At 38.4% G+C, this 13,161-nt stretch carries 16 protein-coding genes; 14 read left to right on the top strand and 2 right to left on the bottom strand.

The annotated features are described in order from the left end of the window. Positions 1–478 precede the first annotated feature (478 nt). On the top strand, positions 479–901 hold the full coding sequence (locus tag HCB45_RS02450) for a DUF805 domain-containing protein (protein WP_185618579.1): 423 nt from the start codon (positions 479–481) through the stop codon (positions 899–901). 40 nt (positions 902–941) lie between these two features. Here the strand turns inward: HCB45_RS02450 and HCB45_RS02445 are convergent, their stop codons facing one another. Then, the gene (locus HCB45_RS02445) at positions 942–1,151 is read right to left on the bottom strand and encodes a lmo0673 family protein (protein ID WP_003721793.1); all 210 of its coding nucleotides are present in this window, start codon (positions 1,149–1,151) and stop codon (positions 942–944) included. Between the two features lie 20 nt (positions 1,152–1,171). Continuing rightward, positions 1,172–2,092, bottom strand: a complete 921-nt coding sequence (gene mogR / locus HCB45_RS02440) for a motility genes transcriptional repressor MogR (RefSeq protein WP_185318158.1) — start codon at positions 2,090–2,092, stop codon at positions 1,172–1,174. 371 nt (positions 2,093–2,463) lie between these two features. Here mogR and HCB45_RS02435 point away from each other — a divergent pair, with 371 nt between their 5' ends. Genes HCB45_RS02435 through HCB45_RS02375 form a run of 13 tightly spaced genes read left to right on the top strand, consistent with a single transcriptional unit; the run spans position 2,464 to position 13,145 of the window. Beyond that, the gene (locus HCB45_RS02435) at positions 2,464–2,778 is read left to right on the top strand and encodes a hypothetical protein (protein WP_003729398.1); all 315 of its coding nucleotides are present in this window, start codon (positions 2,464–2,466) and stop codon (positions 2,776–2,778) included. Then, positions 2,771–3,538 carry a flagellar type III secretion system pore protein FliP gene (locus tag HCB45_RS02430; protein ID WP_003721796.1) on the top strand — a complete coding sequence of 256 codons (768 nt, stop codon included), beginning with the start codon at positions 2,771–2,773 and terminating at the stop codon, positions 3,536–3,538. The genes HCB45_RS02435 and HCB45_RS02430 overlap by 8 nt, the downstream gene beginning before the upstream one ends. Positions 3,539–3,550: 12 nt before the next feature. Further along, a complete protein-coding gene (locus HCB45_RS02425; RefSeq protein WP_003718817.1) occupies positions 3,551–3,823 on the top strand; it encodes a flagellar biosynthetic protein FliQ in 273 nt (90 codons plus the stop codon). A 2-nt stretch (positions 3,824–3,825) separates the two neighbouring features. Continuing rightward, complete coding sequence (locus tag HCB45_RS02420; protein ID WP_185318160.1) at positions 3,826–4,587, top strand: flagellar biosynthetic protein FliR; 762 nt, start codon at positions 3,826–3,828, stop codon at positions 4,585–4,587. 15 nt (positions 4,588–4,602) lie between these two features. Next, positions 4,603–5,649 (top strand): flagellar type III secretion system protein FlhB, encoded by a 1,047-nt coding sequence (gene flhB, locus HCB45_RS02415; protein WP_065419682.1) that lies wholly within the window; start codon positions 4,603–4,605, stop codon positions 5,647–5,649. Positions 5,650–5,695: 46 nt separating this feature from the next. Then, a complete protein-coding gene (locus tag HCB45_RS02410; RefSeq protein WP_003721800.1) occupies positions 5,696–7,771 on the top strand; it encodes a flagellar biosynthesis protein FlhA in 2,076 nt (691 codons plus the stop codon). 21 nt (positions 7,772–7,792) lie between these two features. After that, positions 7,793–9,016: a flagellar biosynthesis GTPase FlhF gene (gene flhF, locus HCB45_RS02405; RefSeq protein WP_185318161.1), complete on the top strand. Its 1,224-nt coding sequence runs from the start codon at positions 7,793–7,795 to the stop codon at positions 9,014–9,016. Beyond that, positions 9,013–9,792: a flagellar basal-body rod protein FlgG gene (locus tag HCB45_RS02400; RefSeq protein WP_185318162.1), complete on the top strand. Its 780-nt coding sequence runs from the start codon at positions 9,013–9,015 to the stop codon at positions 9,790–9,792. Before flhF ends, HCB45_RS02400 begins: the two co-directional genes overlap by 4 nt. Positions 9,793–9,820: 28 nt before the next feature. Beyond that, a complete protein-coding gene (locus tag HCB45_RS02395; protein WP_185618577.1) occupies positions 9,821–10,609 on the top strand; it encodes a CheR family methyltransferase in 789 nt (262 codons plus the stop codon). Positions 10,610–10,634: 25 nt separating this feature from the next. Beyond that, positions 10,635–10,970, top strand: coding sequence for a DUF3964 family protein (locus tag HCB45_RS02390; RefSeq protein ID WP_185318164.1), 336 nt, complete (start codon positions 10,635–10,637; stop codon positions 10,968–10,970). Between the two features lie 26 nt (positions 10,971–10,996). Further along, complete coding sequence (gene motA / locus HCB45_RS02385) at positions 10,997–11,848, top strand: flagellar motor stator protein MotA (protein ID WP_003760939.1); 852 nt, start codon at positions 10,997–10,999, stop codon at positions 11,846–11,848. Next, entirely contained in the window at positions 11,808–12,635 is an 828-nt protein-coding gene (locus HCB45_RS02380) for a flagellar motor protein MotB (protein ID WP_185318165.1), read from the top strand. The genes motA and HCB45_RS02380 overlap by 41 nt, the downstream gene beginning before the upstream one ends. Before the next feature lie 9 nt (positions 12,636–12,644). Continuing rightward, complete coding sequence (locus HCB45_RS02375; RefSeq protein ID WP_185318166.1) at positions 12,645–13,145, top strand: hypothetical protein; 501 nt, start codon at positions 12,645–12,647, stop codon at positions 13,143–13,145. The last annotated feature ends 16 nt before the right edge of the window (positions 13,146–13,161 follow it).

Here is a 13,161-nt window from a genome sequence, read left to right as displayed (position 1 = left end):
AGAGCTTCTGTTGCATTTTAGTTAAATTCGTCATCTAATTTTAATACTAAAAAAGGGTTGGAATTGAGTGAGGCGGGTATTATATAACCATAAGCAACGACAATGCCATTACTTTTTCTCCCTTTTTTGTAGTGGGTTGTCTTTACTTACCTTAAACTCCCTTTTATACTTTTAGCGGTTGTTAGCAACCACTAGGAGTATTTTTTTGTGGAAAAGTAACGGCGGTCTGGAATTGATTTTATGTTGTTAACTATTGCCATCTTAAATTGTTCTTTTTATGTAAAGGTTTATTATTGCTTATATTTAAATTATCCTTATTTCTGCTAATTATAGGCTTAAAGACCCGTGAATATAGACTCGGTTTTCTAGGGAAATTGAATTGTGTCCATTTTATGAATTTTTATAGCATAAGCTTGTATAATGGAGTGGGGACGTATATTCTTAGAAGAACAGTAAATTTATATACATAGGAGGAAATATGGGATTTTTAGAAGCTTATAAATCATTTTGGAAAAATTACGTTAACTTTAGTGGGCGAGCTCCGCGGTCTGCCTATTGGTTTGTCGTTCTTTGGAATACAATTATTTTTGCAGTATTATACTTTTTAGCTCTTATTTTTGGCATTTCTATATTTATGGAAAGTGCTCTCGGGGGAACTGGTATTGCGAGTAGTGGTGGGGCGCTCTTTATGATGGTTCTTGTATGGTTATACTTACTAGCGATATTACTTCCAACAATTAGTCTGATGGTTCGTCGTTTACATGATGCAGGGAAAAGTGGTTTATTCGTATTGTTTAATTTAATTCCGTTTGTTGGTGGAATTATTATGCTTGTCTTTATGTGTCTTGAAAGTGATGGACCAAACCAATACGGTGATTTAGATAGTGAATTTGATATTTAAATATTAAAAACGAGCTAGAAGTTAATTCTAGCTCGTTTTTTTAATGGATTCCTTCGCTTACAAGGAACCAATTCACTTGATTTGTATTAATAAAGTAAGTTAAGTCGTATTTCGTTAACTCGATACATTTTTCGTTAAAAAGGTTTTTCAAATCTGCTTTGGATAATTCGTGGATGCTGATGTTATTAATTTTTGCATCGTCATCAAGACGAATTGATTCACCATTTACTGTATAAATCTCGATATACATCGTAACACCCCTCTCCTAACTTACATTTGTTTATAATTTTCTTTGAATACACCAAGTTGATTCAGTGTTACAACAAGTTGCTGGCTGAAAAGTGGTAGTGCTTGGATTTGGTCTAAATCACTGGCATAAGCGAAATCAGCTACTTGTAACACTAGTGTATGGAACGAGTCGGTCATTGTTTCGTTTTGTTGTTTTAAGTAGGAGTTTTCTTGTTCCAATTCATGGTATTTTGTTTGAAGATCTTGATATTTTTTGTCGAGTTCTTCTTTTTGTACGGCAAGGGAAGAGAGTGAGTAGATGCTTTTTAGTAAGTCATATACATTGTTTTCTTCACCTTGATTTTCACTTAAAAGTTGAACATTGCTTTTAACGCCGGAAAGTAAATCAACTAGATTCTTTTCGCGTGATTTGTCGTAGCTGATTTGTTCTTTGATGGAAGTTGGCGCTTTGAATTCAGCTGGAACTACTTTTCCGAAAATGTTGGTTTTTTCTTTTTTCGTATTCTTTTGTGTTTTTCTTTTTCTTCCTGGCTTATTTTTCGGAATATCTTCTACTTGGATAAGTTCTTTTTTTAGTTTGTAATAGGTGTTTTGTAGTTGGCTTGGAGTCTTTGGGAAAATCCGCAAATCATTTAGACTAAGCATTTCAGAGATATCAAGGACCTTCATATCTTCTAAAATAGCAATTTGGTAACATGCGGAAAGTAGTTCTAATTCGATTTTTAACCAACTAATATTGGAATGCATATATTTTTCGATTCCACCGTGTTCTTCCACGGCTTGATAAAATTCAGTGAGTAATTGGTAGATTTCTGCGGCAGTTTGTTCGTTAATGCCAGCTTCTGAAGCCATTTTTTTAATTTCAGTAGTAGATGAATTCCCCGGATTATCTACTTGTTTTTTGATTTCTTGAAGTAATTTTCTTATTTCTGATTTAGGCATACAATCACATACCTCTCTATCCTATAGTATTATTGATTTTCTGTTTATTTTTATAATAACAATATATGTTGGTTGTGTAAAGGGAACGTGAGTAGGTCAAAAGGATTGGGTATGAAGAACCTTTTTTTGAGTTAAATAGAAAAATATAAATCGAATAATGAGAAGTTTTCCTTTGATACAGCTGTTACAATGGCTGTTTTTTTATTTTTACACACAATTTCATTTTTTAAAAAAAGTATAGATTTTTTCAGGATTTGGTGTAAAATTTTATATTGCAGTTACAAAAAACACTTTATTGATATATATTTTGAAAAAATGATTTATTTTTGTAATCTGATGAAGGGAGTGAAAGGTGAATTTACCTTATTTGAATGGAATATTTTTTGTCACTTTTAAAAATTATTGTACTTTTAGCAGTACTTGCTGGAATTTCTTATTTTTTAGTTAAGAAAAACAAGCAAGCGAATCGCACGAGAAAAAGCGAAAATGACCTTATAAAGTTGAAAGACACCCTTTTAATCTCTCATCAGTTACGTGCAGTTCTTCTAGAGGCAGATGGGGAAAAAGTGCTGGCGATTATTTCCAATAATGATATTCGAACAGTGTCATTAAAAGGAAAAAATGACCAAAATGAAGCACTTTTCCGAGAATTACTTTTGAAAGAGGAGACTAAGGAAAATGCGTAAGATAGCTTCTAGACGAGTATTTCAAGTATCTTTTATTGTTATTTTTGCAATTTCATTGGTTGTCTTTTGGCCAGGTGTGAATGTGCATGCCGAAAGTTGGCTGGACTCACTTGGTGTGAATGGGACGGATGGAGTTAATTCTAGTGTGGCGCTGTTTGTACTAGTTACGGTCCTTTCTTTGTCTGCATCGATTGTATTAATGTTCACACACTTTACTTACTGTATTATCGTTCTTGGTTTAACGAGGCAGGGGCTTGGTGCGACAAACTTACCGCCCAATCAAGTGCTTGTAGGGCTGGCGTTATTTTTATCTTTGTTTATGATGCAACCTTTAATTACAGCTTGGTATGACGATGTATATAAACCTTCGCAAAAGGAAGAGTGGAGCGCATCCAAAGTATGGGACGAAACACAACCACTTCTAACAAAATATGTCGCGGAAAATACATATAAGCATGATATTAACATGATGTTGAAAGCAGAAGGAGAAGACCCAGTAACTAAAAAAGAAGATGCCCCTCTTATGGCTTTAATGCCTGCGTTTATTTTGACACAGATTACCCAAGGCTTTTTGACTGGGATGTTTATATACTTAGCGTTTATTTTTATAGATTTAATTGTTAGTACGTTACTGATGTATCTTGGGATGATGATGGTTCCGCCGATGACCATTAGCTTACCGTTTAAGATTCTTGTTTTTATTTTCATCGGTGGGTACGGACTGATTACCAACATGATTTTTCAAACAATTCACTTTTAAGGGAGTAGCAAAATGAATTTAACGCCGATTACGCAAATTTTTCAAGATTTTTTCTATAGTGGGCTGGCGCTTATTTTGCCGGTGTCGCTCATTTGTATCGTGGTCGTAATTGTGGTAGCGATTTTGATGGCGATGATGCAGATTCAAGACCAATCGCTGACGTTTTTACCGAAGATTATTGCTTTTGTAGTGGCGCTCTTTATTCTTGGACCGTGGATGTTTGAACACATGACGGATTTATTTGTAGGAATCTTTTCCAAATTACCCCTGATGATTAGGGTGTAAACATGGAGTTTGAATTTTTCCTTGCTGTAGTGATTGTTTTCAGCCGAGTTGCCAGTTTTTTATTTTTCTTTCCGCTTTTAAAAGGGCGTAACATTCCGAACAGTGTCAAAGTGGTATTCGGAATGGCAATCTCCATTCCAGTTGCAACCTGGGTGGATGTTTCTAATATTACAACGCTACCTGATTTGCTACTCCGGGTAACGTCTGAAGTGGTATTTGGATTAGCGCTGGCGAAATTAGTGGAAATTATTGCGGTAATTCCAAAAATGGCTGGTTTTATGATTGATTATGATTTAGGTTTTTCGCAAGTAAACTTGATTGATCCATCTTACGGGACGCAAAACTCGATTACTGCTGCGATTTTAGATACTTTCTTTGTCGTAATATTCTTGTCACTTCAAGGCATGGATTACTTAATTTATTACTTAATGAAATCGTTTGAATTTACGGCTTCGGTTTCGATTTTATTTGAAAAAGGGTTTATTGATTTGCTGCTCGGGACGCTTGGTTTTGCGCTCGCATCAGCGGTTTCGATTGCACTTCCGATTATGGGTAGTATTTTTATCGTTAATATTATTCTTGCTTTTATCTCTAAGAGCGCTCCGCAAATCAACATTTTTATGAATGCATTTATTATAAAAATTACGTTTGGGATTTTCATCCTTGCGTGCGCGGTTCCTATCTTGAGTACAGTTTTTAAAAATTTGACAGATGAGATGATTCAACAATATGTGTCGTTTTTTGATTATTTACTGAAAAAATAGGGAGGAGAAAAAAGCTTGGCGAAGGATAATAAGACAGAAAAAGCAACGCCGCGCCGCATTAAGAAAGCTCGAAACGAAGGTAATGTGGCGAAAAGTAAAGAACTTAATAATGCTTTTTCACTGCTGATTGTAGCTGGGCTTCTTTATTTTTTTGGAGAAATGTTTATTAAAAACACAATCCAAGCATTTGTTGCTCTTTTGAAACAGCCTCCAAAGCTTGCGAACATGGAAAGTTACAGTTTGTTTTACTTGATGGAGTTTGGCAAAGTGTTGATTCCAATTATGGTGATGGTTGTGATTTTCGGATTGATGAACTACGGGGTGCAAGTCGGGATTTTATTTTCCGCGAAGGCTGTGAAACCTCAATTCAAACGACTAAATCCAGCGAACTACTTTAAGCGTGTGTTTAGTGTCAAAGGAATTGTTGAGGTTGTGAAAGCCTTACTGTTAATTACACTACTATCTTATGTAGCTTACATTGGCTTTCGGGATCACTTAGATACGCTCATTAGTTACACCGGACAAAATTGGCTTTACTCCCTCGGGCAAATTTTCGCTTTATTCAAAAATGAATTTCTAGCTTTATTCTTAGTAATCGCGGTAATTGGGCTGCTTGACTTCTTTTACCAGCGCTATGACTATAAAAAAGGCTTGCGGATGTCGAAGCAAGAAATTAAGGACGAAATGAAAGATTCAGAAGGTCGACCGGAAGTGAAACAGCGCCAAAGAAGCATTGCGCGTGGGCTTCTCCAAGGTTCGATTACGAAAAAAATGGCGGACGCGACTTTTGTGGTGAACAACCCGACACATATTTCCGTTGTGATGCGTTATGACAAAACAAAAGATCATGCACCGAAATTGCTCGTTAAAGGGGAAGACGAGCTGGCACTATTTATTCGTCAGGTGGCGGATACGGACGGGGTGCCAATGATTACAAATAGACAACTGGCACGAAGTATTTACTATACGACGAATCCAGATGAATACATACAAGAAGATTTATATAAAGATGTTATTGAAGTGATGAAAGAATTGATGGACGCAGACAAAATCAAGTTCTAACAACATATGAGCGACCTTTCTAAACTTAGAAAAGGCAGGTTTCAAAATGGGGAATTTAGGTGCTATAAAAAAATATTTTGCTATCTTGATTGCGGTCTCGTTTGTTATTGCACTTATTGTGCCATTACCTCCATTTGTGTTGGATTTAGTGCTTGTGACGATCTTGGCGTTCTCTGTGTTAGTTTACATGCGTGCCACATCAATTAAAGATTGGAATGAATTAAAGTCATTTCCTTCTTTGCTACTTTTGATGGGGATATTTCGGGTTTCGATAAATATTTCGACAACGAGAGCGATTTTGACTACTGGAGATCCAGGACAAGTAATTAAGCAATTCGGAAACTTTGTTATTGGCAGTAACTTTGTTGTTGGGATTGTAATTTTTATTATTCTAATTGTCTTTCAATTTATTGTGGCAAATGGTTCTTCGCGAACAGCAGAAGTAGCAGCAAGATTTACGCTGGATGCCTTGCCGGGTAAACAAATGGCGATTGATGCGGATTTGAATCAACGGTTGATTACAGAACCGGAAGCGAAAGAAAAACGCGCATACTTGAATATGGAAACCGAATTTTACGGGGCAATGGACGGAGCTGGGAAATTTGTAAAAGGGGACGTTCTTTTTACCGTTTTGCTTGCAGTTGTCAATATTGTATTCGGTTTAATTGTCGGTATGGTCCAAGGTGGGCTTTCGTTCGGGGAAGCTGCGGTGAAATATACGGAGTTAACAATCGGGGACGGCATCGTGAGCCAGATTGGTTCACTTTTAATGGCGATGTCTGCTGGGGTTATTGTTACTCGGGTATTTGACGGATCAGATGATAACGTTGCAGTCGGGATTTTCAAAGAATTAATGCAAAACTCGGTGGTCGTTTATACGCTCGCTGCCATGTTTATCTTAATGGGTGTATTTAGCCCACTACCAACGATTCCATTTGTCGGGATTGGCGTAGTACTTGGAATAATCGGCTATCGTACGCAATTCAATTTAAAGAAAAAAGAACAGTTGGAACTGGAAAAAGAAATGGAACTTATTCAGTCGGAAACAAATTCGGCTGAGGCAGAGCATAACCAAGCATTTGGCGCAGCACGAGAAAAATTCCCAGTGGTTGTTGAACTTGGCTTAAATATCGCGGCACTCGTGAAACAAAAAATGAACGGAGAAACGGCAAAAGATAAAGTCGTCTTAATGCGGAAATCGATTTTACAAGATTTAGGTATTGGGGTTCCGGGGATTAATTTTAAAGATAATACGAGTTTTCAGCCGCGTGGAAAATATGAAATTAAAGTCAAAGGCGTGGCGGTTGCGAGTGGCGTTTTGAAAGCGGGTCATTTGTTAGCTCTGAAAACGCCGGGTGTGATGATGGACCTCGATGCGGAGCCGACCAAGGATCCGATATTCGGGGAGGATGGTTACTGGATTTTGCCAGGAGAGTTAGAAGACGCGCAAATGAAAAACTATCAAGTGCTCGAGCCGCTTAGTATTTTAATTACGCATTTGGATGTTGTGCTAAGGAAGAACTTGCATGAACTACTGATGCGCCAGCAAATTAAAGATTTAATTGATGGTCTTGCTGATGAAAATCAAATTTTAATTGATGAAATTAAGAAAAAAGAAATTGATTATTCGCTAATTCAAGGGGTGCTACGACAACTCTTGAAAGAAGGGATATCGGTTCGCGATTTGCCAACGATTGTCGAAGGGATTATTGATGGACAAACGATTTATCCGAATGATCTTGATGGCATTACAGCTTTTGTCAGGGAGCGGATTTCAAAAGTCATTTGTGAGCAAGCGAAAAACCAAGATGGCAAAATTTACGCGCTACTTTTACAAGATTCGATTGAGATGGATACGGAAATTGTTAACACGCCGTATTATGGCTACGCGCTGAACTGGGCGCTCGATAAAGAACTACCAATCATCCAAAAAGTTAGAGATACCGTAAATAAAGCGCAACTTACTGGACGCGAACCAGTCATTTTAACAAGACGGAAAGATTTTCGTTTTGGCTTTGTACGAGTTCTAGAAAGGTATCAATTGGATGTACCGGTGCTCTCTATTAGTGAACTGTCGCCGGAAACAGAAGTGGAGCAAATTGCTTTGATTGAACCAACTTGATGAGGGAGGTAATCCGTAGAAATGGGAAAACATTTAGTAGAAAAGATGGAAATTTTTAAGGCGAACTCTAAGCGAGAAATACATAAAAAGATACGCTTAGCGACAAGTGAGCCATATAAAATTACGGATGAACGTGTCACAAAGCTTGGGATTTTTAAGAAACAATATGAAGTGACGGCGGTCATTATGAGTGAAGTGGCGATAGCTGATGGTCGAATGGACTTCCAGGAAACGTTTCAAAAATCGGTTGTGAAAACGAGACCAAAAACGGACGATTTATTAAAAAAGGAAAAACTACTAGAGATGCTTGCCGCGGGGGCGGAACTTGCTCAGTCAACACCACTCCTTGAGGAACGCAAAACACAGGAAGAAGAGCTTTCGACTATGCGCCTTGAACTGGCAGCGTTAAACCGAGAGCTTGCTGTGAAAATGCGGGAAGAACGTGAGCAAAACAGTGATTTCGTGAAATTTTTGAAGAGCCGAGGAATAAGTGATACGTATGTGGCGGACTTTATGCAGGCGGGTCGGAAGCAATTTAAACAAGTAGAAACAGCGCATTTGGATGATATTACAGATTGGTTTGTCCCTTATTTATCCGGAAAATTAGCGGTGGAAGATTCATTTGATTTAAGTAATCACCGAATCATTTCGTTAATAGGGCAGACGGGTGTTGGTAAAACGACTACGCTTGTAAAGCTTGGATGGCAGCTCTTAAAACAAAACCGGACAGTTGGTTTTATCACAACAGATACTTTCCGCTCAGGTGCAGTAGAGCAATTTCAAGGTTATGCGGACAAACTCGATGTGGAACTTATCGTTGCGACGAGCCCGGCTGAACTAGAAGAAGCCGTGCAGTACATGACGTATGTTAGTGGTGTGGATCATATTTTGATTGATACGGTTGGCAGGAACTATTTGGCGGAGGAATCGGTAAGTGAAATCGCTGCATATACGAATGTCGTTCATCCAGACTTAACGTGTTTTACATTTTCTTCTGGCATGAAAAGTGCTGATGTGATGACGATTTTACCAAAACTAGCAGAAATTCCAATCGATGGTTTTATTATTACAAAAATGGATGAAACAACCCGAATTGGTGATTTATACACGGTGATGCAAGAAACGAATTTGCCGGTGCTCTATATGACTGACGGGCAAAATATAACTGAAAATATTTTCAGACCAAAAAGTCGTTGGTTGGCAGAACGATTTGTTGGGACGGATAGGAGGCAGGTACTGGAATGAAAGGATTATACATTGGAGCAGCTGGAATGATGAACTATATGCAACATATTCAGGTTCATTCTAATAACGTGGCTAACGCGCAGACGCCAGGTTTTAAATTTGATCAGCTCACAAGTGAAATTATTTCGAGGAATAAGGTGAACTATCAGAACAGTCCTGTCGCTAAGCAAGTTGGAACGATTGATTACGGCGTTCGACCAGCTGCGGCACATATTAATTTAACGGCTGGATCAAGTTACATTACGAACCGCGACCGAGATTTCTTTATGCAAGACACAAATCCAGAACAAGGAAGTAATTTTTTTATTACTGCCAAAAATGGTGAGATTTCTCTTTCAAGAGGCGGACAGTTCCATACTGATCAATTTGGTTTCTTGCGGACGGCAGACGGCGCCAATATACTCAGCTCAACAGGAGAAGCGATTCAAGTTGGCCAAAAAACAGCTATTCGAGCCGAGGCAAACGGTGATTTATATAATGCAGAAACTAATCAATACTTGGGACGTCTTGGAACAAAATTTGTTTCAGCAAATCAAGTGGACAACTTAGTGAAAGACGGAGAAGGAAGGCTTCATGTAAATGGAATAAACACCATGAATCTACCAGCTGGACAAGGGAATATTCAAAACGGTGTACTGGAAACGTCCAATGTCGATTTAGGCGTTGAGATGGTACAACTGATGGATAACCAGCGCATGGTACAAGCTTCCAAAAATGTCGTTAATATGTTTGATAAAGTGTACGACAAAGAAGCAACCGGATTAATTCGTCAGTAACGACCTAGCTAAGGGGAGGGGAAAAAGAATGATTCCAGATTTGGAAAAGGATTATCTTTACTTTACTCGTGTCGTCAAAAGGGACTTAGGTTTAGATTTAGCGCTATATAAAGAAACACAAATGAAACGTCGGATTTTGTCATTTATTGTGAAGAAAAAATATATAACGTTTGGAGAATTTTTCAAACATCTCAAAAAAGATGCTGGACTTTTAGATGAATTTATTAGTTTGATTACGATTAATGTTTCGTCGTTTTTCCGTAATCGCAATCGTTGGGATGCGCTGGAAAAACTAGTCCTTCCAAGGTTACTTGAAGATAGCCGCGGGAAGCTTCGGATTTGGAGCGCGGCTTGTTCATCGGGGGAGGAGCCGTATTCGCTAGCAATAATGATGGAACGTTCTGTTGGCACAGGACATTATGATATTTTAGCAACGGATCTTGAGCCAGCAATTTTAAAACGCGCGGTCATTGGAGAATATCAAAGCCGCCAAATGGAAGAATTAAACGAACAAGAACGACGTAGTTCTTTCATCGAAAAAGGGGATACATATCAGATTTTGCCTAAATATCGAAAGTCAATTCGTTTTAGACGGCACGATTTGCTGACCGATTATTATGAAAAAGGCTTTGATTTAATTGTTTGCCGTAATGTGTTGATTTATTTCACGGCAGAAGGAAAACATCAAGCGTACCAAAAATTTGCAGATTCACTAAGACGTGGTGGCGTTCTTTTTATCGGAGGATCAGAACAGATTTTAAACCCAGCTGACTACGGACTTGCCACATTAAATAATTTTTTCTACATAAAAACTTAGCAAAAAAAGAAATGGAGTTGGTTAGATGGGACGAATAGAAAACATTAAAAATTTAGCGTTTTTCGAGGACAAACCTGGACTTGCAGAACAAATTCTCATGCTTGAAAAGAAAGAGCAACTTTTTTTACCAAATGAATTTGAAATTAGACAAACAGTAGGTTACGAGATCGGGGATAAAGAAGTCATTCTTGGTCGGCTCGAGTCATTTTATTTTCTCGCTTTAAAAGGCGTGGAAGAAGATAACTACCGTTCGCAAGCATTTGCAAGTGAAGCGGATGCTAAAGCGTTTTTCGTTCATTTACCAGAAATGGAGAATGAGTTAATTGCTTTTTGGTTAAACGAAGTGGAATTAGTTCGCTGAAAAAAGTAGGTGGGAGATGAAGTAACGTGGAAATAACAACGATTATAGGGCTTGTGTTGGCAGTGATAGTCATTGCGGGTTCATTTATGATTCAAAATATATCACTGGCGATGTTATTTAGCGCAGAAGCATTAATTGTCATCATTCTTGGGACAATTACAGCTGTTATGATGGCGCACCCATGGAGTGATGTAAAAGTAGTGCCGAAACTGTTTAAAATTCTTTTCACTAAAGAAAAGATGCCAGACAAAGTAGAGATACTTGTGCAGTACAAGGAATATGCTGATGAAATTAGGCGTAGCGGCGTACTTGCGCTAGAAGACTCTGTCGATGAAATTGAAGATCCATTTATGAAACGAGGCATGCGTCTAGTTGTAGATGGACAATCTTCCCCAGAATTTTTACGGGATGTTTTGGAAGAAGAAGTGGCGAGCATGGAAGAACGTCATGCTGCTTATGCCAAGATTTTTGCATCAGCTGGAGCATATGCCCCGACGCTCGGTGTACTTGGAGCAGCAATGGGACTCATTCATGCGATGGGCGAAATGTCGAATCCAGATAAACTTAGCGAAGCAATAGCCGCGGCGTTTGTTTGTACGATTTTCGGTATTTTTACTGGTTACGTACTTTGGACGCCATTTGCCAATAAATTAAAAGTAAAATCACAAAAAGAAGTGCATTTGAGATATATGATGATTGAGGGAGTCGTCGCGCTTCAAGAGCGAAATGCACCACGTGTTGTGGAAGAACGTTTATTATCTTTTTTAAGTCCAAAAGAGAAAGATGTGCTGCGAAATGGAAAAGGGAAGAAAACGAGAGAAGTGGAGGAAATTGAGCGTGGCCAAGCGTCGCAAGAAACCGCAGGAGGAACACGTTGATGAAACGTGGTTAATTCCATATAGTGATTTGCTGACACTTTTACTTGCGCTATTTATCGTTCTGTTTGCCTCCAGTTCCGTTGATGCAAAGAAATTTGAACAAATGGGAAATGCATTTAAGAAAATTGTCGAGGAAGGCGCGGCAGGCAACCAAGCATATGTATCCAAAGAAAAAGGACCAGATGATCCCAATGTGAATGCTGTCTTGAAGGCGATGGAAGAGCAGGATAAAAAGAAGGAAGCAAATGAACAAGAGAAAGCCAAAAAAGCAGCAGCGGCCTTACTTAAAAAGCAAAACGAAGAAAAGATTGAAGCATTTAAAAAACAAATCGATAGCTATATAGCGGCAGAGCATTTGGGAGCAAAAATCACGACGAAATACTCGGATGAAGGGCTATTGATTACTATCCGTGATGATATTTTATTTCAGTCGGGGAGTGCAGAATTATCTGCTGGGAAGCGAGAAATAGCAAAAGAAATTGGCGAACTATTTGCGCAAGGTAAAGGAACGATGGAAGGAATTGTTTCTGGACATACCGATAATGTGCCAATAAGCACCTCCATTTACTCTTCCAACTGGGAGCTAAGTGTAGCTCGTGCTGTTAATTTCATGGAAGCAATCATCCAAGAAAATAGCGAAGTCAACCCAGGCGAGTTCAGCGCTCGTGGTTACGGAGAATTCAGGCCCGTCGCCAAAAATGATATCGCAGCAAATCGTGAAAAAAATCGGCGTGTAGAAATAATGGTGCGCCCAATTAATCGCGATACGCTAGATGAAGATGAGTAGGTGAAAGTAATGCAACTTTTTTTAAGCGGTTCGCATATGTTAACCGATTATGACAAACAAGAAATACAAGCATACCTCGATAAATTTGCACCAGTGAACCACATTCACTTGCTTTGTTATAAGTCGATTGAAAATGAAGTTTTGCAATTTTTCTTAAAAAAAGAGCATTTGGCTCCGCGATTATCGATTTATACACTTGCACCAAAAGAATGTTTACCAGAGCCATTTTTATCCGCGATAGACTACTTGAAGCGCCTGGGTAGTAGCTATCAATCATTTAGTTATTTTGATACGGTGATTACAAAGCCGACTTATGAGAAATTTTTAGCACAAATTGTTAGTAAAATGGATTTGGTTTGTTGTTTTTATAACGGGGATAAGCCGACTGATGTGATACCAGTCGATGTAGCGAAATCGTTCGATGTGCAAAGTATGATTTATGATTTACCTAAAGCGAAAAAACATCTACTACACCGAGCGAGCAGCGATAAAATAAAATTAGTGAATTAATTGATAGAAAGAGGGA

The organism is Listeria farberi, from assembly GCF_014229245.1.
In the GTDB taxonomy this organism is placed as follows: Bacteria; Bacillota; Bacilli; order Lactobacillales; family Listeriaceae; genus Listeria; species Listeria farberi.
This window is presented reverse-complemented; position numbering and strand designations above follow the sequence as displayed.

Bases quoted from the DNA above. Each gene is read 5' to 3' on its own strand.
- HCB45_RS02445 (WP_003721793.1), bottom strand. From the start codon at position 1,151: ATGTATATCGAGATTTATACAGTAAATGGTGAATCAATTCGTCTTGAT.
- HCB45_RS02425 (WP_003718817.1), top strand. From the start codon at position 3,551: ATGAATTTAACGCCGATTACGCAAATTTTTCAAGATTTTTTCTATAGT.
- HCB45_RS02435 (WP_003729398.1), top strand. From the start codon at position 2,464: ATGGAATATTTTTTGTCACTTTTAAAAATTATTGTACTTTTAGCAGTA.
- HCB45_RS02450 (WP_185618579.1), top strand. From the start codon at position 479: ATGGGATTTTTAGAAGCTTATAAATCATTTTGGAAAAATTACGTTAAC.
- HCB45_RS02390 (WP_185318164.1), top strand. From the start codon at position 10,635: ATGGGACGAATAGAAAACATTAAAAATTTAGCGTTTTTCGAGGACAAA.
- HCB45_RS02430 (WP_003721796.1), top strand. From the start codon at position 2,771: ATGCGTAAGATAGCTTCTAGACGAGTATTTCAAGTATCTTTTATTGTT.
- HCB45_RS02395 (WP_185618577.1), top strand. From the start codon at position 9,821: ATGATTCCAGATTTGGAAAAGGATTATCTTTACTTTACTCGTGTCGTC.
- HCB45_RS02410 (WP_003721800.1), top strand. From the start codon at position 5,696: ATGGGGAATTTAGGTGCTATAAAAAAATATTTTGCTATCTTGATTGCG.
- flhF (WP_185318161.1), top strand. From the start codon at position 7,793: ATGGGAAAACATTTAGTAGAAAAGATGGAAATTTTTAAGGCGAACTCT.
- HCB45_RS02420 (WP_185318160.1), top strand. From the start codon at position 3,826: ATGGAGTTTGAATTTTTCCTTGCTGTAGTGATTGTTTTCAGCCGAGTT.
- HCB45_RS02375 (WP_185318166.1), top strand. From the start codon at position 12,645: ATGCAACTTTTTTTAAGCGGTTCGCATATGTTAACCGATTATGACAAA.
- HCB45_RS02400 (WP_185318162.1), top strand. From the start codon at position 9,013: ATGAAAGGATTATACATTGGAGCAGCTGGAATGATGAACTATATGCAA.
- mogR (WP_185318158.1), bottom strand. From the start codon at position 2,092: ATGCCTAAATCAGAAATAAGAAAATTACTTCAAGAAATCAAAAAACAA.